Consider the following 23,252-nt stretch of genomic DNA (forward strand, 5'->3'; position numbering starts at 1 on the left):
ACAGTCTCCAACTCAAATCTTTTTCATTTTATACTGCATCATCAGAGGCAGTTTTTCCCTTCTCAACTGAATTCTCGGATTACCATACAGGGCAACCGCATTATAAATATTTTTAGCGGTTGCTTCCTTCTGTGCGAAATTTTATTTAAAATTTCGCACATTTTTCCGAGAAAAAGGTAAACGCATCAGGTAGAATAGAGAAAAATCGCAAAAAAATTGAGACTGTGAGACCATTTGAACCATCTTCAACTGTTGTACATCCGTGTACCTCTCAACCGATGTACGTCCATGTACATCGGTTGAGGACAAGTTTTGTTCCAAAACTTGTTTCTGACCTATCCCACGCCCATCCTTGGGCGCATTGAAGGCGAGTTTTGGCTCAATACCGCCATGGACGGCGGGCGGATAGATCAGAAACGACGTTTCACAAAAATTTTATTTTTGTGAAACTCGCAAGGTAATTTGCAACAGGGACGTTGCAAATTACCGTAACATCGCTGTACTGACAGGAAGTCAGTGGTTCCAAACAGTATCGAGTTTTTCATCAGAAAAACTCGAAGCTAAAAAATGTACAGGGATGTACATTTTTTAGCGATGCCATCCTTGGCAGTTCTGGTCGAATAGTATCAATTTTTTTCGCGGGGATGTTAAAAAAATAGCCTGATGCGTTTACCCTGGATTACCTTATCGTTTTCCATTGACACATCCTCTTCTTTGTCATACAATGCTAACAAAGTTATCAAGAAGAGCAGAGAACCTCTAAAAAGCTAACCGATGGTTGTAGAGGTTCACACTACGGATATGGCAAGCGGAACATACGAAGCAACCCACACAAGAATTTTAGAAAGCGGCAAAAAGATGTTTTTGCGGAATGGTTATGAACGTACAAACCTGCGGGATTTGTGTGGTGAGGCGGGCGTAACGACCGGTGCGTTTTACCGTCATTTTAAGGACAAAGAAGCGCTCTTTTCGGCTTTGGTGGAGCCTGCCGTCAAAAGTATTCAAGATACATACGAGACCGCTGCAGATGAATGCTTTGACTGCCTCAGTTCGGAAAATATAGAAGACATTTGGGCAATTTCGGCAGAGACGATAGAAGCATTTGTCCGCATTGTTTACGCGCATTTTAATGAGTTCAAACTCCTTTTGTGCTGTGCGGATGGAACACCGTATATCGATTTTACCGACCGGCTGGTTGAAAGGGAGCTACAAAATACGCTCCGCATGTACGAATTTTTGGATAAAAAACATATCTCATACAACCGGATTGATGGGAAAAAACTGCACATGCTTATCCATTCCTATTTTTCTTGTATTTTTGAAACGGTTTTGCATGATTACACGCAGGATGAAGCGCTTGAAGTTGTGCATACCCTTGCCGAATTTTTTTCGGCAGGCTGGCGGAAGGTTTTGCGAGTGTAAGTAAACTCGACGATGAGCATGTATATGGACGTACATTCAGAACGGACAGGGACGTCCGGGGTGTTAATCAATAGCGGCACGGATGCCGCTGGTTCCATGCAGTAGCGATGTTTCGGCCTTGCCGAAACTCGTCGTTGAAAAGCGTACACGAAGGTACGCTTTTCAACAGCGGAAGGGATTGGAGGGGCGCGCAAAGCGCGTTCCGAAGTGAGCGGTGAGCGAACGGAGGAATGGAGCCGAGAGGCGGAACCCCGCAAAGCCCGGTTTTTGCGCTGTTTTAACGGCGCAAAAAGCCGCCCAAAAGAGAAAAAAGAATACAAAGATCGGCTTGAGCCGATTTATTTTTTTTAAACAAATGATAACAAAGTGTGCTATCAATGTTATCACAAAGGACTCTGAAAAATCAGGGTGCTTAATAATTTATATGGAGGTTTGCGTATGCAAAGCGGTAAGTTGTCGGCGAAGGATCTGATAAATGTCGGAATCTATACGGCGATGTATTTGGTTATTTTTTTTGTGATCGGGATGATCAACGCGATTCCGGTGCTGTATCCGTTTTTGTATGTGATTGTGCCGATTGCGACGGGGATCCCGTTTATGCTGTTTTTGACAAAGGCGAATAAGTTCGGCATGGTCTTTATTATGAGTGTTATTTTAGGCCTGTTTTGGTATCTGATGGGATACACGTATCTTCCGATTATCGGCTATTGTGTGATGGGCGCACTTGCTGATCTAGTGCTGAAGGCGGGTAAATACAAGAGTTTTAAGGCGAGTGTGCTTGGCTACTGGCTTTTTTCTTGCGCGATGATAAGCTGTCAGGCACCGATGTGGCTTTTTGCTGCAACGTATATGGAAAAGGTTCGCAGTTCAATGGGGGATCAATATGTTGAAGGGGTGCAGATGTTTATGCCCCCGTGGATGGGATTTGCGGCAATCGGTATTCTGTTTGTCTCTTCGCTGCTCGGGGCGCTGCTTGGAAGGCGAATGTTGAAAAAGCATTTTGAAAGAGCCGGTATTGTATAGATGCGTATAGATGCCGCCGGTGCTGCAGGTGTTAGATAAGGGTTATATAAAGGATTGTATAATGGAAGATTTTGAGCCGTATGAACCGCCGCGGGTGAAGGGGGTGCACATCGATCCCCGCACTAAGGTGCTGTTTATGTTTTTTCTTGCAACGCTGATATTCTTTGTAGAAGAGCAGAGTATGCTGAATATGGTGATTGTGCTTATTCCCATTAGCCTGCTTTTTCTGAACCGCCAATACCGGCCGGCGCTGATTTACGGAGGGCTTTTTGCGCTGGCGGCTGCGGTCAAGCTGTCGAACATGGCGGGGGCGCTGCCGTACCTTGCGGTGATGCTATGGGGGCTTTTAAGCGAGCTGATTTTCCGGTTTTTTCCGGTGTTTATGTTCGGCTACTATATTATCGAATCGACAAAACCGAATGAGTTTATCGCAGCGATGAGCCGGTGGCATGTGCCTGATGCGCTGATTATTCCCATATCCGTTGTCTTCCGGTTTATCCCTACGTTGGGAGAAGAAAACCGTTCAATCGGCAGTGCGATGCGGATGCGGGAGATTGGGTTCGGTACGCCGCGGTTTTGGCGGAACCCTGCGATGATGCTGGAGTACCGGCTGATTCCGCTGATGATGTCGATTGCCAAAATCGGAGAGGAGTTATCGGCGGCGGCTTTGACGCGGGGCTTAGGGGGATTGAAAAAGCGGACATGCCTTGTTGAGCTGCACTTTGGCATATACGATGCGGGCATTGCCGTTATCGCAGCTGCGCTGCTTGTCTGTACGGTGTTACGCATTGGGGGATAAGTGGAGAATGACACGGATTAGACAATGATATGGAAAATGATGCAGATGAGAGGATGATAAGATGATTGAGTTAAAAAATGTAACCTTTACCTATCATAACGCGGAGCGGAGCGCGGGAGTGTACGGCATTGACTTACAAATCCCGGCGGGACAAGTGGTGCTGCTATGTGGGCTGTCGGGCTGCGGTAAGACGACGATTACCCGCCTGATTAACGGGCTTGCTCCGGCGTATTATGCGGGGACGCTGGACGGACAGGTACTTATCGACGGGAAAGATTCGGCATCCGTAACGCTGTATGAGCTTTCGCAAAAAGTCGGGTCGGTGTTTCAAAATCCGCGCTCTCAGTTTTTCAGTTTGGATTCCACGAGTGAAATCGCCTTCGGCTGCGAAAATACCGGCGTTCCGCGGGAAGAAATGTACCGCCGCATCGGGCAGGTAAGCAGAGACCTTGATATGGCTAACCTTTTGGATAGAAACCTGTTTGCCCTTTCCGGCGGAGAAAAGCAAAAAATAGCGTGTGCTTCCGCGGCGGCGATGCAGCCTGCCATATTCGTCTTGGATGAGCCTTCTTCCAACCTTGATCTCCGCTCCATTGCCAATTTGAAGGCGGTAATACGGAAATGGAAGGAGCAGGGAAAGACGGTCGTTATCGCCGAGCACCGCCTGTACTATCTGATGGAGGTAGCCGACCGCGTTATCTATATGGAAAACGGACGGATTATCAAGGACTTTCCAATCGTGGAATTTCTAAAGGTTGATACGGAAACGCTGCACCGGAAAGGATTGCGTTCGCAAAAAGCGATGGAATACACTCCCGGATGTATCCGTACATGTCAAACCGGAGGAATCCTTGAAGGAATCTTTGAATGTGCCCCCGCCGGAAAGTCTCCGGCATTTGACTGTGCCTCTGTCGAAAGGTCTCCAGCACCCGAATGTGCTTCCGCCGAAAAGCCGCCGGTATTCGAGCGGTATGTTACGTTTTCCGGTCTTGCGTTTTCTTACGGGAAAAAGTGCGTGCTCGATATACCGGAGCTGAAGATACCTTCCGGTGCGGTTACGGGTGTGCTTGGGTTTAACGGCGCGGGAAAATCGACCTTGGCGCGGGTTATCTGCGGTCTTGAAAAACGGGCGAAGGGGGTGTTGAACGATAACGGAAAATCCTACACGGCGAAAGCGCGGCTGAAAAAGTCCTATATGGTGATGCAGGATGTCAACCATCAGCTTTTTACGGAAAGCGTTATCGAAGAAATCTTATTGAGTATGGATGTAAGTGATGTAAGCGGCGAAGCTGCACGTCAAAAAGCGCTTGATATTTTGGAAGCGATGAATCTTTCGGAATTTAAGGAAGTGCATCCGATGGCGTTATCGGGCGGACAAAAGCAGCGTCTTGCCGTCGCAAGCGCGATAGCTGCCGATAAGGAGTTCCTTATTTTTGACGAGCCGACCAGCGGCCTTGACTACGCGCACATGCTGGATGTTGCGGAAAATATCACACGCCTCGCCCGTGCAGGCAAAACCGTGTTCATTATCAGCCACGATCCGGAGCTGATTGCTGCATGCTGTAATTATCTCATTTTTATGGATAGCGGGAAGTTGGTGTGGAGCGGCGGCTGGTCGGAGGCGATTATGGAGAAGGTACAGGCGTTTTTTGAGGGGAGGTAGCGGGGAGAGTAAGCAGCAAGCTTAGCTTAAAACGGTACTCATTAAACGGTATTTGCTGTTTATAGCCTTTAAGTCGATTCCGGTACATTCTATCGAAAGCAGGAACACGGAAATCAACGTAATCATAAATCAGTACTTCTTCTTTTCCTGCAAAATTTCTGTGCAATCGGCCGCAGTATTGCGCAAGCGTCCCCTTCCAGCTGAACGGCATTGCAAGCATAAGCGTATCGAGCCGAGGATTGTCAATTGATCTTTTCCTGTGCGGTACTGTTCCGAGTAACAAGTACATGCGATGGATGATAGACATAGACATCTGCTGTTACCGATTCCGGCACCGTCTGTGATATTTGTCGGCTGTGTTCGACCGCGGTATCGTTTCTGGTTTTTGTATTGTTGACACCACTCTTTCCTTCAATGGCAAGCCGAATATCTTCATGAGTCGTTGCAAAAGAATGTAGTAACTCTATAAGCTCATCATGAGAGAGGGTTTCTAAATATGATAAAACAGCGGATGATCTATCGGACATTAATAAATGCTCTATTAAAGCCAGTTGAGTTCCAATAATCGAAGCCGGAAAATTTCATCTGAACAATTAAGGCAATCCAAGATCCATACGGCAGTATAAAACGTGCGCTGTTCAACCAAAGTCATACCACATTTTCCATCAGCTCATCCCTCCTACAGCAGCATAGAACGCAATGCCTACAAACAGCAGTATAATGATGTAGTCCGGAAAACGCATCTTTACCGTTTCATAAGATGTCCGTTTCCGTTCCGCATCAAGACCGCGTGCAAGGGAAGCGGAGGCGAGCTCATCCATAACGGAGATACAGCTGAAAAGGAGCGGTATCAATATGTACTCGATTGTTTTAAAAGGCGCCCGTATCACCGCGCCCGGTTCAAGGGATATGCCTCTAAATGCCATAGCCTTCCGCACGCCGTCCCATTCTTCCTGCACTGTCGGGATAAACCTGAGCATTACGGATAGGGGGATAATAACAAAGAGCGGAAGGTGCAGAGCCGACAATGCCGCGATGAGTTGACTGATGCGCGTTGTTTTAATTAAAAATGAAAGAGAGAGGAGCAAGGGAAAACCGTACCGGCACATCATAATAAGTGCGACAAGAATTCCGGTTAGCGCGGGAGCGCCTGTGCCGGAGGTGATGATGCGGTAGCGCAGATATTCCATACAGGCAATGAGAGCGCCGCATTTGAGTGCAAACCATTTTTCCCCGCACAAGGCTAACAGTGCGCACATCGCTGCGCAGTACATCCACAACGCACATTCATTATAGGAAAAGGTACTGACAGCGATACCTGCACAAAATAAAAGCAGCTTTGTCCGCGGGTCAAGCTTTAAAAGCCCGCTCCCGCTTCCATACAGCCCGAACGCCATTTATACGGCTCCGGCTTTTTCAAAATGCTTTTTAACCAAATTTTTTGCGATAAGCGCGCCACCAATTCCCCCTGCAATAGCGCAGCCCAGTATCGCGAACCATATTTTTCCGTTAAATGCCAGTTTTGCAAACGACTGTGCATAAGCGGCACCGCTGTATTTTTCCGAAAGCATCATAAATTTGTTGTAATCGGTAAGCAGCATCAGAGTCGGTGCCGCCATATTGAGGTTGAAAAAAACAAATGACAGCAGATACATCTTGCGGGATTGATACTTACCTAAGAACAAAATCAGCTCGGCTATAAGCGCCGCCGCCAGTGAAAAAATCACTGCATACAAACTTTGCGTACAAGTGATCAGCGTAAAAAACGCACCGAATATCAACGCGGCGCCGAACTTATGCACTTTAAGCACGCACAGCATATACACCGTACCGCAAATCAACCCAACCGTCAGCGGCGCCATGAAATACAGCACGGGAGAAATGGCGGAAGAACCCATTACGATAATCAGCATCAGCACGATATACAGCGCACCGAATGCTCCTGCATAGATAAAATCCTTTGTCCGCATTTTTTTATCGGATTGTGTCGTTGAACTCATTGTTTTTAAACTCCTTACGTTTAGAAATTAATAGGACGGTAGTATATAACATAGTTATGTGTCAATAGGCTTACTTTTTTCAAGAGGCAGCTGGTGTGATTGTCCTGATTGCGTTTCCGGTTGCATAATTTTGTTCCAGCAAAAATACATCACATCAGTCAATATATCCATAAAGGATAGGGCTTTTTCATAAGAATATTCATGGGTAATAATTTCAAAAAACGGCGTTAAGGCGGTACTGTAAATCAAATGGAGTTGATCGTCAGTGAGAGGATGTATATTGATTCCTCGCAGTTTTAAGTCGCCGATAAATTTTTTGCATGCAGCAACATCCGCCATTACAAATTCATGGCGAATATTTTCGTATTTTGTTCCCGCAGAGCGGTTAAACAAAAGTTTAAATTCATCAAAGCGGCTGTAGGCAAGATCGCACAAATCTTGGATAGATATGCGTATTGCTTCTTTTGTCACGGAGTTGCCGTCAGTTGTGAATAGATGGATTGCGGTTTCGGAAAAATTGGTGCCGATATTTAACGTTTGTGTAATAAGCGGCTGCACGAGCGCTTCAAATATTGCAGCCTTTGACGGAAAGTGTTTGTACAAGGCGCCTGCCGTTATTCCCGTCATTGCTGCGATGGAACGCATAGACGCTTTTTCAAAACCTTTTTGCAAAAATTCTTTTTTTGCGTTTTTAAGGATTTCAGTATAAGTGTCGTGTTTTTTCCTCGATTCTTTCATCACTGATAGTATTATAGATTGTCGTTTATAAATTGTTAAGAGGACAATCGCCTCCGCCTCAATCCTCTGTCAGTGGGGTATGCTGCAACAGCTGCATCGTCCGGCGGTTAAACCACGAAAGGGAGCCGTCATAGTTCACGCTGACAATGTATGCATCCGTCATCAGTGCTTTACGAGATAAAGCATAATCCCGCGGAAGCTGCCGGATCGATCTCCGCTTTTTATCGTAGTAACTCAGCTGATTTTTCCCGAGGTTGGTAAGCACTGCGTATCCGTCATCATAGAGCGAGGCTTGTAAGTTCTCATCACCATACGAAAGCGCTGCGGTAAAAGCGCTGCGGGCTGGATACACCGTATCGATTTTCATCGTCATTAAATCGGTTTGTGCCGCCTTCTCCGTTTTTAACCGAAAGCAGGAAAAGGTGTTTTTTACTTTATTATTTGCCTGTGCGGAAAACGCGATGTCTCCTTCCATATTAAGCGGGATGGTTTCGCTCGTTCTGATATCAATCAGCAGGAGCGGCTGGCTAATAACACCGCCCGTACTCTTGGTGATAAGCACGAATGTGTCGTCAACCTGTACGGCATCCTGTAATCCGGCGGCTTGATACGTAAATAACGGTGCGCCGCTTTTACCGTCCAACAACACAAGCCCACTAAATGCCCGTACCGCCGCAATAGTATCATTATAAACGGAAACCGAATTGAGCCGTTCCCGTGGGCGGTAGAGGACAGCAGGTGTTTGTCCCTCCTCTGCATAATATAGCGGTGCGTTTTTTTCTGCCGACCAAAATAAAAAACCATTACCGTATACAGTACACCGTTCGCCTGAAACGGATTGAATGATGGGTTCCGGCTTATCCTCCGGGGAAGCGGCTACATAGAGCGTTGAACCGCTCAGCATATAAATTTTAGAATCCTTCGTGCATATATCGCTCACCTGCATTGAAGTGTCGATATTCAACTCCGTCAGCGAAATTGCCGCATCGCTATTTTGCTTCAAACGATATAGTCTACCGTCATCGGTTCCGATTACAACCGTCGAATCAACATGCCGCGCTGCCGTGATTGCTGCCGGATACGGAAGGCTAAAAGCAGGGGATCTTTTATCGCCTTGACACAAATGCCATGTTTGCCGTGTATCGCCTTTTTCAATCCATACCGGTAGGCTGTCCGTAATCTTCCCTGCAAACAGCGCCGAACGCGCGGGATAGCTTTTTAATACCTCGCCCGAAGCGGCCTTTACAACTACGACATTCCCGTTTTTATAGCCGATAATCTGAGTATAATTCTTAATAAGTTCAGGACTTTCCAATCGATCCTCTGTCTCGTATTGGGTGAGAATAGATTTTTTCGCAATATCGGCATACACAAGCCGACCGGTTTCTCCGTATGTTACGATACTTTTTTCGCTCGGGCCGGTCGCGGCAAGTAGCACGATTCCCGGCGGACGCGGATACACTTTTTTGATCTTTCCGCTTGCGTCAAGGATGGTAATACCTTCCGTCGATGCGGTTCCGATAAAAAGGTACGTCCCTTGAGCCGACCACGATAGCGAAAGGATGGAACTGGAAAAACGTTTCGCATACAGCTGTTTTTTTGTTTGCCAATCCCAAAGAGAAATTTTATGAACGCTGAAACCATCCGTTTCATAGACGGCAATCAACGCTTTTTTAGGATGTGCGGCTATGCGCTTAATCGGCATGGTCGATACCTGCCATGTTTCGGGCTTCATCGTTCCATATGAAAACCGAGTCATAAAACCGTCTTTTCCGGCAGCAAAAAAAGAACGCGTCACAGATGAGTCGGCAACAGCTGCTACGCCTCCCTCAAATCGATGAGAGATATAGGCTCGTTCCAAGATGTTTTTTTTAAGAGCATTAGGAGTTACCGTATCAGGAGTGTTTTTATCGGTAAGAGATGCAGTGTCATCCGATTTTTCTAATGGTGTACCTATATCGGTAGTTTTATCGGATTGGGATTGCTGATGCGTATCCGAATTGTCATCGTTATCCAATACACCGGACTGTGATTGTCCGTCAGCTGCAGTTTGTTCGGTTTCGGAGAGCGAAGATTCGGATTCTTCTGGAGTTGGAGGCGTCACAATATTGCCAGTTGTCTGAGCTGCTGCACTTGCAAGGAAGCATATAAACAAGAGCAAAAACGAAAATCGTTTAAACTGATGCATCATGATCATCTCCTTCGGCATGAATATTCTTATAGGAAAGGTAGGGGCCGAGCCATAAGGCTTGGAATACCTCTTTTTGCTTTTTTGCTTTACGATCTGCTTCGATCGAACGATAAAGATTTAGTGGAATACGCATCACTGCAACTTCTTTTTCTCTTAATCCATGCACATGAAATTCAATTACATCATCATAAAATTTTTCAAACAGGATTTGAATTTGCTTACCCTTGATATTCTTCCCGTTATCCAATAAAAAGAATTTTACCGCTTCAACAATCTCCGGATCTAAACCGGAATCAAGGACGGCAATCCGATCGGCAAGTTCAGGGTAGCCGATAACGGGCGTTTGTCCTTTCTTCAGAAATTCAGTCTTTAATTTTTTATTATTTTCCGCATTAATTCTGACGGCTCCCGCACAAAAAGCAAGACATTCCATACGCTTCTTTTCGGGTACAAACAATAGCGTTGTTTTTTTCGATTTCCACACAAATTCCGTTTCAAGTTCGATATTGACTTTTGAATGGCAGGACGGGCATACAAAAGACAAAAAGGAGCCTCTTTTTATATCTTCCTTTACTGCTGGGCGGGCATCAAGATCGATTGTTTTTTCGTATTCCACATCAAATGAACAGTCGCATTTACAGGTAATTTTTTGCATAAGGCCTCCTAAAAAAACGCCGTGCTTGTTTCAAACGCAGGTAACTTCCTGCCCTTCATTTCATAATATATAGGATATCCGCCCATAATGCAAAGAAAAAAAGCACGGCGATAAAGGCGAATCCTACGAACTGGAGATAATATAACACACGAGGCGGTATTTGCCGGCGGACGATACATTCGATAAAGGCGGTAAAGATCAATCCGCCGTCCAGAATAGGAATGGGCAAAAGGTTCATTAAAAAGAGAGACACGCATATTACCGCGACAATTTCAGCAATATTCACAAAGCCCGCTCGTGTATTTTCGCTAAAGCCGTCCGCCGCGAGACTACCGATCATCGAACTGATTCGTACCGGCCCGGCAACCGCGTCAGTCATATTCACGCCTTTAAACAAAAGCCCGAGGCTTTTCAGCGTAACGGCCGTCAGTTCTCCGGTTTGCACTATCCCTTGGCGTAAACTGGCAATAAAACCGGTTCCTTTCTCGGTTACGGTGATATAGGCCCAATTCAAACCGAGATCGACGCTGCCGTTTTCCGTGCGGACAAGGTTTACCGGCAGCTCAATCCGCTCGCCGTCGCGGATAAGCTCAAAGAGCGCGGTCTTTTGCGTATAGTCGCGGAAAAAGTATATCAACGCCATCTGGTTATCGAGCGCTGTGCCGTCAATACCGGTAAGCCGGTCACCTGCTTTTATTCCCGCCAAATCGGCAGCGGAATCTTTCCGCACGGATGCAACTTCGAGCGGCACATAACGGTAAATACCGACCTGCCCCGTGCCCGTTTTTTTATTCAAATCAGGGCGTATAGTCATACTGAGCTGTTCTCCCCCCCGTTCAATCAGCATTGTAAGCGATTCTTCGGGATGAAGCGCGATAATCTGCTGAATATCGGCGAAGTTTGCTGTTTTTTCGCCGTTGATTTGGAGAATACGATCGCCTATCTGTAGACCGGCTGTCCGCGCAGGCGATTGGTCGCTCGAATCGAGGCAGTATACCGGTACGATACGGTTATCGGTGGTGTAGTATGTCCTGCCGAGTCCGCTTATCATGGCAAGTGCGGCGGCGGCAAGCAAGAGGTTGGCAAAGGGCCCCGCAAACGCTATCAGTATCCGCTTAAAGGGGTGTGCGGCAAAAAGGCTCCCCTCTTCCTTGGGAACACTGGGCAGTTTTTTTTCGTACGCCTCTCTAAACGCGTGTTCTCCCTTCATGCCGCAGTAGCCGCCGAGGGGAATCGCCGACAGCCGGTAGTCGGTTGCACCGAACTTTCTATGCAGCAGTACCGGCCCCCAGCCGATGGAAAAGCTCTCCACCGACACTCCGCAGAGCTTAGCAGCGATAAAGTGCCCCAGCTCATGGATAAATACGACAATGCCGAGTACCGGCAATCCGATCAAAAATTTTAACATATTGTTACAGTCCTTACATTAAGTGCTTGATGACGGCGTCTGCGCGGCGGCGGGCGGATTCGTCGATGCGCATAACATCCGTTATCTCCTTCGGCGTAGCGCTCCAATCTTCCTGCATCACCTGTGCGGTAATCTCCGCTAAGTGCACAAACCGGATTTGATTGCGCAAAAATGCTGCGACGGCCTGTTCATTGGCGGCGTTGAATGCGATCGGGTACCCTGCCTTTTTACGGGCGGCGATAAACCCGAGCGATAACATCGGAAAATCCTCCGTCCGCGGCGGCTCGAAGTGCAGATCTAAAGGCTTGGTAAAATCGAGCGGCGCAAGATAGGGCGGCGGTTCTTCAGGATAGCTCATCGCAGCAAAAATGGGATTGCGCATATCGGGCGGAGAAAGCTGCGCATAGATTTCACCGCCGGTAAGCTGCACCATCGAATGTACGACACTTGACGGATGTACCGCAACGGTAATACGGTCGGCAGAAATATCGAAAAGATGCACCGCTTCGATTACTTCCAAAGCCTTATTGGCAAGGGAGGCGGAATCGATCGTAATTTTAGCGCCCATCGTCCACGTCGGGTGTTTAAGCGCGTCCTGCAGCGTTGCTTCTTGAATCCGTTCCTTTGCCCATGTCCTGAACGGGCCGCCGGAAGCAGTAATGATCAGGCGTTCAATAGCCTCCCGTCCGTGAGCCCGTATTAAGCTGTAAATGGCTGAATGTTCGGAATCTACCGGTATAATGAGTGAATGGTACTTTTCGGCTTCTTGTTGCAAAAGATGCCCCGCCATCACAATGCTTTCTTTATTTGCAAGAGCAAGTGTTCGATGAGTCCGAACCGCAATGAGGGAGGCCTGTAATCCCGCCGCTCCTGCAATACCGTTCACAACAATATCGGCAGGGGTTTCGGTTAAAAACCGTTCAAGACTATGATGTTTTATATCATACCCTGCGGCAGCGGCGGAATCCGTTACCGCAAAATCTTGAAAATGAAATTCGGCACGTAAGGCATTCAACACATCAGTCTTTGTATGTACGGAAACACCGGCAAGTTCAAAACGGCTTGGAAACTTGCGTATAATATCGATAGTATTTTGTCCGATCGTCCCGCTCGCCCCGAGTACGATTATCTTTTGCATTATTTCACCCTGTATAATGAGACACCTAAAAACCGAAGGTTAATTTTCTAAGATGCCAAATTTTAAAGCTGCTCTTTTATATTCCAATGAAAAATCGATAGCAAAGATAGAACACCGGCGCAGCAAGTAAAATAGAATCGGCACTGTCAAGGATTCCACCACGTCCAAGTATAAGCGCTCCGGAATCTTTTACTTCAGCAGAACGCTTAAAAATAGATTCGATAAGATCCCCGATGATAGCTGCCAAACCGGTGCAAAAACCCGTTAGTAAAGAGCCGCTTAAACTCTTTCCAAAGTCGGCAGGGAACAGCTTAAAGGTGAGAAAACCGGTTGCAGTCGCGGCGACGGCTCCTCCGATAAAACCTACGATGCTTTTGTTCGGACTCGCCGGTACAAAGCCGCGGTTTCCTTTCCCAAACAATATGCCGAACAACCACGCAAGCGAATCACAGGAAAAAACCATCAGCAAAAACATTGCAATAATATTCGAAGCAGACGGCCAGCGTGTCATTGCAGAAATGAATATAACCAAAAGACCCGGATAAAAAATGATAAATGCTGCAGAACACACACGCTGAATACTTTTTTCAAACGGCTTTGAAAAAGAATAAAAGGTTTCAACAAAGAATATAAAATAAAGTGCACCGATACCGATCAAGGCCATTACAGCGCGAGAAAAAAGCCCGAGCATAAAAAGATATACGGCCACTGGAATAAGCATGCCGGCAAATAAGACAATCGGCATAGAGTATACGGCAATCTTTCGGGAAAACATAGTGCGAATTTCTATAATCGAAAGAGCCGTGGCAGCAAATATTTCGAGATGCAGCACCAAAAAATGATGGTATGGTAAAAAATATACCGAACTGATTACAAGAGGCAATCCGATGACAAACATTATTATCCGTTCAATAATCTTTTTCATACGATCCTTCCGAAGCGCCGTATACGTTTACCGTAAGCGTCTAATGCTTCCATCAAATGGGCAGGTGTAAAATCCGGCCACAAGATATCCGTACTATAAAATTCGGCATACGCTGTCTGCCATAGCAAAAAATTGCTTAATCGCTTTTCGCCGCCGGTACGGATGACAAGATCTACAGGTGGAACACCAGCCGTATCGAGCAACTGCTCAAAGGCATCTTCCGTAAGCGTTTCAAGTTGTCTGCCGCTTAGTTTTTTTATTGCACGGATAATTTCATCTTTACCACCGTAGTTGATGGCAAGCTGCATAGTCGTCCCCGTGTAGTGTTCCGTTTTTTTCATTATATCGGCAATATCCATTTGAATTGCACGAGGCAATGCCGCTGCATTCCCGATATGTTTCACTTTGATATTATTTGCAGCATAAAAGGCGAGCTCTGCACGGAGATGCTGTTGAATGAGCCCCATCAAAAAGCCGACTTCTTCCTCCGTGCGCTTCCAATTTTCCGTTGAAAACACATACAGAGTGATGTACGGTATATGTAAATCGGCAACCGTTTTGACAATCCGTTTGGCTGCTTCCAATCCCTCTCGATGTCCTTTTGTACGAGCTAACCCCCGCTGCTGAGCCCATCGCCCGTTGCCATCCATAATGACGGCAATATGCTGCACTGTCATTAACCTTCCATAATTTCTTTTTCTTTTTCTGCAAGGAGCTTATTGATATCGTTGATATGAGCATCCGTTGCTTTTTGGAATTTTTCTTCGGCTACTTTTAAGGCATCCTCACTTAACACACCTTCCTTCTGCTGCTTCTTTGCCTCATCGATGCCGTCTCGTCGAATATTACGGATTGCTACACGGCACTGCTCGGCAAAGTTTTTCGCCTGTTTAGCGAGCTCCTTCCGGCGCTCTTCGGTAAGCGGCGGAATTGCGATACGAATAAGCTTACCGTCGTTTGCAGGATTGAGCGAAAGCTCCGATTTAAGGATGGCTTTTTCGATTTCTCCCAACAGCGACTTATCCCATGGCTGAATAACCACTAAGCGGGCTTCAGGAATAGAAATGGATGCCACTTGATTAAGCGGCGTCGGCTGCCCGTAGCTGTCAACCCGTATTTTATCGAACAAAGAAGCAGAAGCACGACCCGTCCGGAGTCCGTTAAAATCATCCTTCAACGTCGCAATCGACTTCTTCATTTTTTCTTCATAGACACTATGAATATCGCTCATATCACCCTCTATTGGCCAAGCTGCCACAGCACAAGCTTTGAAAGGCTGATGTTGGCACCGAGCTGCTTTCCGACTTCCTTCATCTTTGCCGCTACGGATACCTTATCGTCCTTAACAAAGGCCTGCTCAAGGAAGCAAATTTCAGCCAAATGCTTATTCAGCTTACCTTTTACAATTCCTTCCTTTACATTGTCGGGCTTCTGCAATTCAGCAACCTGTCCGCGGAATACCTCAAGCTGCTCGTCGATATAGGCAGCATCGACATCTTCTTTCTTTACATAGAGCGGGGTAAATGCCGCCGCATGGAGACAGCAGTCATACGCAAACTCCTGAAACACTTTGTCGGCAAACACGGCAGACTTATCTGATTTTAACACAACGATAACACCGGTTTTTTTGTCGGAGTGGACATAATGCGCAATGTATTCATCGCTGTCTGCTTGTACGGCAGTTAAGCGCCGTAAGCCCATATTTTCGCGTACACGGGTCGCAAGATCAAGCACCATATCGCTCAATTCTTTCTGAACATCGGTATAACCTTTTGCAAGAGCAGTTTCTGCGATTTTATCACCGACTGCGATAAAATCGGCATTTTTTGCGACAAAGTCGGTCTCACAGGTTAATTCCACCATTACCGCTTTAGAATCGGTAGTTTTAACAACAATGATACCTTCGCTGGTCGCGCGGCTTGCCCGCTTTTCAACGGCGGCAAGACCTTTTTCTTTTAAGTATTTTTCCGCTTCTTTTGCATCACCATTGCATTCTTGCAGAGCTTTTTTACATTCCATCATACCGGCGCCGGTCTTTTCGCGCAGTGCCTTTACGTCAGATGCTTTTATTTCCATAACTGTTTTCTCCTTAAATCTTTGTGCATAGTAAGATACCGCCGAAAGTATGCGTATCTTTCAGCGGTAGGTTATACATCCTTTTTAGCGGTCGCCGTATAGTTCATCTTCATCAATTAAAGAACTGCTTCCGTCATCCGAATCTTCTTCATGATCGTTCTTTTCTGAAGGAGTATAGTTGGAATAATCGGTAATCTCTTCATCTTCACGATCTTGATACGGATCGATATTGGAATCACTGAATCCTTCATCTCCGTCTTGAAGATTTTCGATAATCTTGAGGCCGCTTTCGTTATCAGCTTCGATAACGGCATTTGCAATAATCTGAGTGAATAAAGAAATCGAACGGATAGCATCATCGTTACCCGGAATCGGATAATCAATACCCTCAGGGTTACAGTTTGTATCGACTACTGCGACAATCGGGATTCCCATACGGCGGGCTTCGCTAATTGCGATAGTTTCTTTTCGTGTATCAATGATAAAGATGATGCCCGGGAGCTCTTTCATCTCTTTGATACCGCCGAGGTTCTTTTCGAGCTTGGCTTTTTCCTTCTGCAGCACGGCAACTTCTTTTTTAGTCAGGCTGTCAAAGGTGCCGTCATTTTCCATTTTTTCAATTTTCTTAAGACGAGCGAGGCTTTTTTTGATGGTAGAAAAGTTTGTCAGCATTCCGCCGAGCCAGCGGTTATTAACATAGAACATACCGCAGCGTTCAGCTTCTTTTGCAATGGTTTGCTGTACTTGTTTTTTAGTTCCAACGAATAAGACCGATTTTCCTGCTGCGGTTGTCTTCCGTACCGCGTCATACGCCTCACGGATTGCAGTGATGGTTTTCTGCAAATCAATAATGTGGATACCGTTCCGTTCCGCAAAAATGTATTTTTTCATTCGCGGATCCCAGCGCTTTACCTGATGTCCGAAGTGGACACCGGATTCAAGCAGGTTTTTCATGGTTACTACTGCCATGGTTACTCCTTCACGAGCTTTTTAAAGCCCATCCTTCTCTATTTCTCTAAAAATGCATTCAAGGCGTTTCTAAAAACGTAGTGAGATTTTAGAAATTTCTTTCTGCATTTTAGGATATTTACACGGCCACTGTCCTTAGGTAAAGCTGTAGCCGTGCTCCGTCAAAATATCATATAACTCATAAATAGGCAAGCCTACGATTCCGCTGTATGAACCTTCTATTTTTGTAATAAAACAAGCAGCAGTCCCCTGTATACGGTATCCTCCTGCAGCGCCCTGCCATTCCCCGGTACTCAGGTACCAATCGATTTCGGCCTCTGATAATGCCTTAAAAAACACTTGAGAACTGCTGATTCGGGTTGAAATGTGCTGTAATTTTTCGTCATAGCAACAAATCGCCGTTATAACCTTATGCGCCGTATTTGAATACGATTGCAGCATTTTACGAGCATCATCGATATCGGCAGGTTTGCCCATCGGCGTACCATTAGAAAAGATAAGCGTATCGGCGGATATAATCCACGGTGTATTGATTTTTAGCGGGGAACGGAGCACTGCTTCTGCCTTTCGCAATGCAATCTGTTCTACCGCTTTTTCGGGAGGAAGATCGGAGGCGACAGATTCATCGGCCTCCGACGGGATACTGATAAACGGAATGTTTAAACGCTTAAGGATGTCCTGCCGCTGGGGTGACTTCGATGCAAGAATAATCGGTTCCATTCATAACAGTATACGAAAGGAAGGATAAAAAGACAAGCAGGACAAGAAATCAGAATTAAGCGCACACGCAATGCGGCAAATATATTGCTCTCGAGATCTCTACAGCTTAAAAGCAATTCCTAACCGCGCGGTAAAATTGTTTGCCAAAAGCCCGGATACCGCCTGTTTAGCATCCTTAACACCCTTCTGTAAGTATTCAGAAACAGTACCATGAGTATAATACTGTTGGTTAGATACCTGTATGAACGAAAGATTATCCGTAACGCCCGCAAAAATACCTACATGAGGCAGAAAGTAAAAGCTTACCCCGACATTAAGACCGAGTCCCAATAAACCAATGAGGCGGTCTTCTGTCCAGCCAGCCAAAGCTAATGCTGTTGCCGGAATATTTCTTGTTGTTCTGATGATATCAAATCCTACACCGCCCCCAACGAATAAATTGATGGGAGAATCTTTAAAGAAAGTTCCCCCACAACCAAGCTGTCCGTTAAAAATAAACGAATTGTTATTTAATGTTCCCCCGAAATTTTTTATATCATCGATAGTAATTTGACGGGGAAGTCCCACATTCAGGGTAAGATACGCACTGCTTATTCTAAGATCAGCTCCTAAGGCATACATATTATAGCCGTCGTGAAAGAACTTATCATAGTCTTTGAATATTTTTTGTACCTCTGTAGAGGCATGAGCAATAGTATCTTTATCATACTTTGTCCACACATTAAAATTCATAAATCCGACAGGACTCACTTGTGCCGAAAAACCGACTCCCTCGGAAAACACGAACGGTGCCATAAGCATTAAACCGATAAACATACATAAAATCTTCTTTTTCATAACGCAACCCTCCTTAGAGTCTCATGATTACTATAATGCGGTACTCTCTTACATCCCAATTCGTTTAGATCAGAGAGACACCCCCATACCTACTTTAATTCGCGCTGAACGCGTTGCACAACATAATCGATAACACCCTCAAGCGGCATATTCATCGACTCTTCATCCGAACGGAACTTAAATTCAATATTAGGCAGTTTCTTATCGCTGATGACAAGCCGGATAGGCAAGCCGATGAGATCCATATCCTTAAACTTAACCCCCGGCCGTTCCAAACGGTCATCCAGCAATACTTCAATACCGCGAGCCGTGAGTTCATCGTGCAGCCGGTCAGCAACGGCCTTCATGGTTCCTTCATATTGTATCGGTACAATACCGACATGATACGGAGCAACGCTCATCGGCCAGATAATTCCGTTATCGTCGTGATGCTCTTCGATAATCGATGCCAGAGCACGGTCGATGCCGATACCGTAGCAACCCATTAAAGGATACTGCTGTTGACCGCTTTCGTCAAGGTAAGTCATATTCATACTTTTGGTGTATTTTGTACCGAGTTTGAAGATGTGTCCAAGCTCATTACCTTTTTTGCTGTAAAACGGCGTTTTGCACAAAGGGCAGAGGTCGCCTGCCTTGACGATCCGGACATCGCACACCATCGTGGGAGCAAAATCCCGTTTCGGTTCAACATGAATATAGTGCATATCTTTTTCCAGTGCACCGGTTACGGCATCATGCATCAGCATGACACTTTCGTCAGCCAATACGGGAGCCTTGATTAAACCGATAGGGCCGGCAAATCCGACTACGGTACCCGTAATATCTTCAACGTCCGCATTGGAGGCAAGTTCAACTTCCGCAGCTTTGAGTACTGCTGTCAATTTTGCTTCGTTTACTTCCAAATCACCGCGGATACACACTGCAACAAACTCCGAGTCGATAACCTCGGAATCTTTTACATGATAGATTAGGGTTTTAATGAATGCTTTCGGCGAGGTGTGCAAGAACGCAACTAATTCCTCTATTGTGCGGGCATCGGGCGTCGGCAGCTTCGTGCATTTTTCCGCTGTTTCGGGAAGTTCGGTGTAGGGATCGGGTGCGCAGGCGGCTTTTTCTTCGTTTGCAGAATAGCGGCACTGCGGGCAAAGGATGAGCGTGTCGTCCCCGATTGCGGACTCAACCATGAATTCCTCGGAGCCACTGCCTCCCATAGAACCGGAATCCGCCCGAACCCGTATAATACTTAAACCGAAACGGCGGAATATCTTTTCGTATGCTTCACCGAATGAACGGTAGGTTTTATCAAGACAGTCAGCGTTCGTATGGAAAGAATACGCATCCTTCATCGTAAACTCGCGGGCGCGCATTAATCCGTAACGGGGACGAATTTCATCCCGGTATTTTGTATTAATATGATACACCGAAAGCGGATAATCCTTGTACGAACCGAGCTCATACCGCATCAGGGCGGTAAACGATTCTTCATTTGTCGGGCTGACAACGAGATCTTGGCCGAGGCGGTTTTTCATCCTTAAAAGCCCGTCTCCCATCGTGTACCAGCGCTTGGACTCTTGCCAAATCTCGCCCGGAGCGACAACCGAAGCTTTACACTCCAAACATCCGGTAGCGTCGATTTCCTCCCGCACGATATTTTCAACCTTTCTGAACACCCGTAAACCGAGCGGCAGATAATTAAACAGCCCGTTCCCCAATCTACGGATCATTCCGGCGCGTAATAATAATTGATGACTGACAACGACTGCTTCCGCAGGTGTTTCCCGTAATGTGGGAATAAACGTTTGAGATCTTTTCACACTATGCCTCACTCAGGGTAATCTCATCAGACTCCTTTTACAACCCCGCAGAATAATGGAGGCCATTCTACTAGAACTGCCATGCGATGTTTTGTGCATACACAAAACTCGCCTTCAACTGTTGTACACGGATGTACAATAGTTGAAGATGGCTCAAATGGTCGCCCAGCCTATATTATTCTGCAATTTTTATGTATATGCCTGATGTGATTACCCTTCTTCTAAAATAAACTGTGCGAAATTTTAAAAAAATTTCGCACAATAAGGAATGCAACCGCTTGAAATATCTCCGATACGATTGCCCTGATACCTCACTGTCTTAAACCAGAGTGGAAGCATATAGAATTTCTTTTTTTATGTAAAGTAGAGCATATAGAGGCTAACAGGGATTCCGCACGAATAAAAACATACGGAATCCCTGCACACACGAACAAACCGTCCGCGTTGGGAAATGACTACCGGCTACTCTTTCCAGACTAAGCGGAAACCTCTGATAGGATCAGCTCCACTGGAACCTTTTGATTTTCGCTTGCCGGTCATGCAATCGTATACATCTTGTCCGGTACTTTCAGACCAGTTGCCGCCGCGTACAACCCGTTGTGTCTCATAGTCCGGAAAAGGACCGGTAGGATAGGCATTTGTACTTGCATTTATGGTTGTATATAAATCCCAGCACCACTCTGCAACATTACCGCTCATATCGTGAAGTCCCAATTTGTTGGCAGTTTTGTCTCCGACATTTGCTCTACCAAGTACGGAAGGACTTTGTGATACAAATTCCGTACCGTTCCACCATTTATTGAAAACTGCAACACGGGCGGTTTCTGCACATAAGGTTTCATAACTTTCACCGGACGGCATTGTCATACCCTCAAAGCCGACAGACTTTGTTGCACCGCTTGCAGAATTCACATTGGTTAGATAGACAGCGCCGTAGCTTTCGGCATTGGTACTGTCAGTACCCTGATAACGTGCAGCGTACTCCCACTCGGCTTCCGTTGGCAAACGGAAGCCTTTTTTTGCAAAGTCACAATATGCTTTATCACCGTGGAAAGCCTGTTTTATGACCTTCCCCGATGGCGATCCGTCGCGGTATACGCACTGTTCCGTGTTTCCGAATTTCATCTCGGTATAGGCATTACACCACGCTATGCAGTCAGTCCAGCTTATGTTTGCCATCGGCTGATTGTCTTCCGTAGGAGTATCGGGACTATCCGGTTCAAATTCAAACAAATACCCGTTCTTTTTTGCCCATTCGCACACTTCATTCCATATTTTCACAGTAACTTCGTATTTACCTATAGTGTAGGTATTTAAATTGACTGTGCGTCCATTGATAAATACGCCTTTCCATGAAGCATCGGCGGTTGGCAAGGTATACGAAACGGCATGTCCGGTAATACCTCCTGTAGGAGGCGTTACCTTTACACCGTTGGGAACGGGAACTTGTTGTGTTATCGCATATATGTCGGTATCTTCTTCAAAATCATCAATGTCAAACAGCTCTTTTCCGGTTGTGCTGCCTTTTTTCCATGTGGCAAACACATAGCCTGGGTTACAGGTTATCTTCGTTTTTGCTTCGTCTTTTATTTCTCTCCATTTTACGCCATATGGCTTTGTGATTGTAGGAGACGCACCGAGCTGCACATGACCGTCTCCTTTTATCGTGATGGTAACATTTGTCGGTCTTGTTTCGACATATATCGTCGTTTTGCCTCTAAATTGAAAGTTATCGTAAAATTCGATGCCGGTTTTACTGCCTTTTTTCCATGCAAGTATGACAAAACCGGGTTTTTGACTAACTTTATCCATAACTCTGGTTTTTATTTCGCTCCATTTTGTGCCCTTAGGTACATACATTTCGGCAGGAGAAGTGATATCGACATGCTCTCCTTTAATGGTAAGCTGTATATCTACCGGTTTTGTTTCTATAAAGACGGTAGTATTGGCATTAAATGCAGTTATATAGCTGTCATCCAAAACCTGCCCTGAAGCATTGCTGAGACGCCAGTTTTTAAGCTCATAATGAGACTTATATTTTTGTATTTTTGTTTTTGCAAGCGCTTCGATTTCATCCCAGCGCTTGCCCGGAGCCACTTCAAATGTAGGAGCGGCTTTTAATATAACCCCTGTGTCTCCCGCAACCGTTATCGTAATCTTAGACGGCAGCGGCGTTGTGATCTGTTTTGTTACAACAAAAACGGTTGTATTTGCATTAAAAACATAGTCAGCAATTAAATCATCACCGGCAGCATTGGTAAGTTTCCATTTGTCGAGTCCGTAATGTTCGTTGTAGTGGTCTATTTTATCTTCCGCCAATGCTTGTAATTGATGCCAGGTTTTTCCTTTATCCGCCGTAAATGTTTTTTCCGCTTTAAGCGTAACGTGCTCATCCCCCGCAACCGTTATCGTTACTTGTGCGGGAGGCGGAGCTATAATCGGTTGTGATTCGGCATAAACAGTTGTGTTTTCATTGAATTGATGAGCGTCAGGGATAACCTCACCGGAAGCATTGTTAAATTTCCATGTTTTATTTCCATACCCGTCAGTATAACCTATCTTGTCGTTTGCCAATAGTTTAATCTCGTCCCATTTTGTGCCCGGATTTACCGGAAAAGTATGCTCGGCTTTAGGAACGGCATTCGAGTCTCCCGCAACCGTTATCGTTATTTTCTCAGATGTTGAGCTGCCGCCCTGCTGCTGGGAAGACGCCCCTCCTCCCTTGGAGGGAGTATTGGGGCCTTTACATCCTGCAAAAAATGCCGCAAGCGTTATCATCGCTGCTATAGTCAATAGTATCTTTTTCATAAGCGCTCCTCGTGTCTTGTATAATGTGCAAGTCCGCCTTTGTGCGGACAGCGGACAGCGGACAAA

The 23,252-nt window shown here is 45.9% G+C and carries 22 protein-coding genes; 4 read left to right on the top strand and 18 right to left on the bottom strand.

From position 1 onward, the window contains the following. The first annotated feature begins 774 nt into the window (after positions 1–774). Entirely contained in the window at positions 775–1,422 is a 648-nt protein-coding gene (locus E4N69_RS07075) for a TetR/AcrR family transcriptional regulator (RefSeq protein WP_253823388.1), read from the top strand. A gap of 162 nt (positions 1,423–1,584) precedes the next feature. On the opposite strand, the gene E4N69_RS07080 is transcribed toward E4N69_RS07075, so the two are convergent. Continuing rightward, entirely contained in the window at positions 1,585–1,809 is a 225-nt protein-coding gene (locus tag E4N69_RS07080) for a hypothetical protein (protein WP_253823389.1), read from the bottom strand. Between the two features lie 51 nt (positions 1,810–1,860). On the opposite strand from E4N69_RS07080, the gene E4N69_RS07085 reads away from it, so the two are divergent. From E4N69_RS07085 to E4N69_RS07095, 3 genes are all read left to right on the top strand, one after another. Then, on the top strand, positions 1,861–2,445 hold the full coding sequence (locus E4N69_RS07085) for an MptD family putative ECF transporter S component (protein WP_253823390.1): 585 nt from the start codon (positions 1,861–1,863) through the stop codon (positions 2,443–2,445). A 61-nt stretch (positions 2,446–2,506) separates the two neighbouring features. Further along, positions 2,507–3,244: an energy-coupling factor transporter transmembrane component T gene (locus tag E4N69_RS07090; RefSeq protein WP_253823391.1), complete on the top strand. Its 738-nt coding sequence runs from the start codon at positions 2,507–2,509 to the stop codon at positions 3,242–3,244. Positions 3,245–3,305: 61 nt separating this feature from the next. Further along, the gene (locus tag E4N69_RS07095) at positions 3,306–4,907 is read left to right on the top strand and encodes an ABC transporter ATP-binding protein (RefSeq protein WP_253823392.1); all 1,602 of its coding nucleotides are present in this window, start codon (positions 3,306–3,308) and stop codon (positions 4,905–4,907) included. On the opposite strand, the gene E4N69_RS07100 is transcribed toward E4N69_RS07095, so the two are convergent. The 17 genes from E4N69_RS07100 to E4N69_RS07180 form a co-directional block, all read right to left on the bottom strand. Further along, entirely contained in the window at positions 4,870–5,214 is a 345-nt protein-coding gene (locus tag E4N69_RS07100) for a hypothetical protein (RefSeq protein WP_253823393.1), read from the bottom strand. The two genes, E4N69_RS07095 and E4N69_RS07100, sit on opposite strands and share 38 nt — an antisense overlap. Before the next feature lie 358 nt (positions 5,215–5,572). After that, positions 5,573–6,304, bottom strand: a complete 732-nt coding sequence (locus tag E4N69_RS07105; RefSeq protein ID WP_253823394.1) for an energy-coupling factor transporter transmembrane component T — start codon at positions 6,302–6,304, stop codon at positions 5,573–5,575. Then, positions 6,305–6,907 (bottom strand): MptD family putative ECF transporter S component, encoded by a 603-nt coding sequence (locus E4N69_RS07110; RefSeq protein ID WP_162663662.1) that lies wholly within the window; start codon positions 6,905–6,907, stop codon positions 6,305–6,307. 54 nt (positions 6,908–6,961) lie between these two features. After that, the gene (locus E4N69_RS07115; protein WP_253823395.1) at positions 6,962–7,648 is read right to left on the bottom strand and encodes a TetR/AcrR family transcriptional regulator; all 687 of its coding nucleotides are present in this window, start codon (positions 7,646–7,648) and stop codon (positions 6,962–6,964) included. Positions 7,649–7,703: 55 nt separating this feature from the next. Beyond that, on the bottom strand, positions 7,704–9,836 hold the full coding sequence (locus E4N69_RS07120) for a hypothetical protein (RefSeq protein ID WP_253823396.1): 2,133 nt from the start codon (positions 9,834–9,836) through the stop codon (positions 7,704–7,706). Next, entirely contained in the window at positions 9,820–10,491 is a 672-nt protein-coding gene (locus E4N69_RS07125) for a CpXC domain-containing protein (RefSeq protein WP_253713891.1), read from the bottom strand. The genes E4N69_RS07120 and E4N69_RS07125 overlap by 17 nt, the downstream gene beginning before the upstream one ends. Before the next feature lie 55 nt (positions 10,492–10,546). Next, positions 10,547–11,899, bottom strand: a complete 1,353-nt coding sequence (locus E4N69_RS07130) for a site-2 protease family protein (RefSeq protein ID WP_253823397.1) — start codon at positions 11,897–11,899, stop codon at positions 10,547–10,549. A gap of 13 nt (positions 11,900–11,912) precedes the next feature. Beyond that, positions 11,913–13,037 (bottom strand): 1-deoxy-D-xylulose-5-phosphate reductoisomerase, encoded by a 1,125-nt coding sequence (gene dxr / locus E4N69_RS07135; protein ID WP_253823398.1) that lies wholly within the window; start codon positions 13,035–13,037, stop codon positions 11,913–11,915. A 76-nt stretch (positions 13,038–13,113) separates the two neighbouring features. Continuing rightward, on the bottom strand, positions 13,114–13,962 hold the full coding sequence (locus E4N69_RS07140; protein ID WP_253823399.1) for a phosphatidate cytidylyltransferase: 849 nt from the start codon (positions 13,960–13,962) through the stop codon (positions 13,114–13,116). Then, positions 13,959–14,639 carry a polyprenyl diphosphate synthase gene (uppS, locus tag E4N69_RS07145; protein ID WP_162663668.1) on the bottom strand — a complete coding sequence of 227 codons (681 nt, stop codon included), beginning with the start codon at positions 14,637–14,639 and terminating at the stop codon, positions 13,959–13,961. The genes E4N69_RS07140 and uppS overlap by 4 nt, the downstream gene beginning before the upstream one ends. Further along, on the bottom strand, positions 14,639–15,193 hold the full coding sequence (gene frr, locus E4N69_RS07150) for a ribosome recycling factor (protein WP_253713894.1): 555 nt from the start codon (positions 15,191–15,193) through the stop codon (positions 14,639–14,641). Before frr ends, uppS begins: the two co-directional genes overlap by 1 nt. 8 nt (positions 15,194–15,201) lie before the next feature. After that, positions 15,202–16,038, bottom strand: coding sequence for a translation elongation factor Ts (gene tsf, locus E4N69_RS07155; RefSeq protein ID WP_253823400.1), 837 nt, complete (start codon positions 16,036–16,038; stop codon positions 15,202–15,204). Positions 16,039–16,122: 84 nt separating this feature from the next. Continuing rightward, positions 16,123–17,007 carry a 30S ribosomal protein S2 gene (gene rpsB / locus E4N69_RS07160; protein ID WP_162663671.1) on the bottom strand — a complete coding sequence of 295 codons (885 nt, stop codon included), beginning with the start codon at positions 17,005–17,007 and terminating at the stop codon, positions 16,123–16,125. Between the two features lie 135 nt (positions 17,008–17,142). Continuing rightward, positions 17,143–17,727: a Maf family protein gene (locus tag E4N69_RS07165; RefSeq protein ID WP_253713896.1), complete on the bottom strand. Its 585-nt coding sequence runs from the start codon at positions 17,725–17,727 to the stop codon at positions 17,143–17,145. 99 nt (positions 17,728–17,826) lie between these two features. After that, a complete protein-coding gene (locus E4N69_RS07170) occupies positions 17,827–18,564 on the bottom strand; it encodes a DUF2715 domain-containing protein (RefSeq protein WP_253823401.1) in 738 nt (245 codons plus the stop codon). An 89-nt stretch (positions 18,565–18,653) separates the two neighbouring features. Beyond that, positions 18,654–20,378: a proline--tRNA ligase gene (locus E4N69_RS07175; protein WP_253713898.1), complete on the bottom strand. Its 1,725-nt coding sequence runs from the start codon at positions 20,376–20,378 to the stop codon at positions 18,654–18,656. A gap of 462 nt (positions 20,379–20,840) precedes the next feature. After that, positions 20,841–23,186, bottom strand: a complete 2,346-nt coding sequence (locus E4N69_RS07180; RefSeq protein WP_253823402.1) for a formylglycine-generating enzyme family protein — start codon at positions 23,184–23,186, stop codon at positions 20,841–20,843. Positions 23,187–23,252 lie beyond the last annotated feature (66 nt).

The sequence above is a fragment of the Treponema sp. OMZ 906 genome (genome assembly GCF_024181185.1).
Taxonomy (GTDB): domain Bacteria; phylum Spirochaetota; class Spirochaetia; order Treponematales; family Treponemataceae; genus Treponema.

Excerpts from the sequence above, each read along its gene's own strand:
- E4N69_RS07100 (WP_253823393.1), bottom strand. The coding sequence starts at position 5,214 with ATGTCTATCATCCATCGCATGTACTTGTTACTCGGAACAGTACCGCAC.
- E4N69_RS07140 (WP_253823399.1), bottom strand. The coding sequence starts at position 13,962 with ATGAAAAAGATTATTGAACGGATAATAATGTTTGTCATCGGATTGCCT.
- frr (WP_253713894.1), bottom strand. The coding sequence starts at position 15,193 with ATGAGCGATATTCATAGTGTCTATGAAGAAAAAATGAAGAAGTCGATT.
- E4N69_RS07170 (WP_253823401.1), bottom strand. The coding sequence starts at position 18,564 with ATGAAAAAGAAGATTTTATGTATGTTTATCGGTTTAATGCTTATGGCA.
- rpsB (WP_162663671.1), bottom strand. The coding sequence starts at position 17,007 with ATGGCAGTAGTAACCATGAAAAACCTGCTTGAATCCGGTGTCCACTTC.
- E4N69_RS07125 (WP_253713891.1), bottom strand. The coding sequence starts at position 10,491 with ATGCAAAAAATTACCTGTAAATGCGACTGTTCATTTGATGTGGAATAC.
- E4N69_RS07180 (WP_253823402.1), bottom strand. The coding sequence starts at position 23,186 with ATGAAAAAGATACTATTGACTATAGCAGCGATGATAACGCTTGCGGCA.
- E4N69_RS07165 (WP_253713896.1), bottom strand. The coding sequence starts at position 17,727 with ATGGAACCGATTATTCTTGCATCGAAGTCACCCCAGCGGCAGGACATC.
- E4N69_RS07085 (WP_253823390.1), top strand. The coding sequence starts at position 1,861 with ATGCAAAGCGGTAAGTTGTCGGCGAAGGATCTGATAAATGTCGGAATC.
- uppS (WP_162663668.1), bottom strand. The coding sequence starts at position 14,639 with ATGACAGTGCAGCATATTGCCGTCATTATGGATGGCAACGGGCGATGG.
- tsf (WP_253823400.1), bottom strand. The coding sequence starts at position 16,038 with ATGGAAATAAAAGCATCTGACGTAAAGGCACTGCGCGAAAAGACCGGC.
- dxr (WP_253823398.1), bottom strand. The coding sequence starts at position 13,037 with ATGCAAAAGATAATCGTACTCGGGGCGAGCGGGACGATCGGACAAAAT.
- E4N69_RS07120 (WP_253823396.1), bottom strand. The coding sequence starts at position 9,836 with ATGATGCATCAGTTTAAACGATTTTCGTTTTTGCTCTTGTTTATATGC.
- E4N69_RS07090 (WP_253823391.1), top strand. The coding sequence starts at position 2,507 with ATGGAAGATTTTGAGCCGTATGAACCGCCGCGGGTGAAGGGGGTGCAC.
- E4N69_RS07110 (WP_162663662.1), bottom strand. The coding sequence starts at position 6,907 with ATGAGTTCAACGACACAATCCGATAAAAAAATGCGGACAAAGGATTTT.
- E4N69_RS07095 (WP_253823392.1), top strand. The coding sequence starts at position 3,306 with ATGATTGAGTTAAAAAATGTAACCTTTACCTATCATAACGCGGAGCGG.
- E4N69_RS07130 (WP_253823397.1), bottom strand. The coding sequence starts at position 11,899 with ATGTTAAAATTTTTGATCGGATTGCCGGTACTCGGCATTGTCGTATTT.
- E4N69_RS07075 (WP_253823388.1), top strand. The coding sequence starts at position 775 with ATGGTTGTAGAGGTTCACACTACGGATATGGCAAGCGGAACATACGAA.
- E4N69_RS07105 (WP_253823394.1), bottom strand. The coding sequence starts at position 6,304 with ATGGCGTTCGGGCTGTATGGAAGCGGGAGCGGGCTTTTAAAGCTTGAC.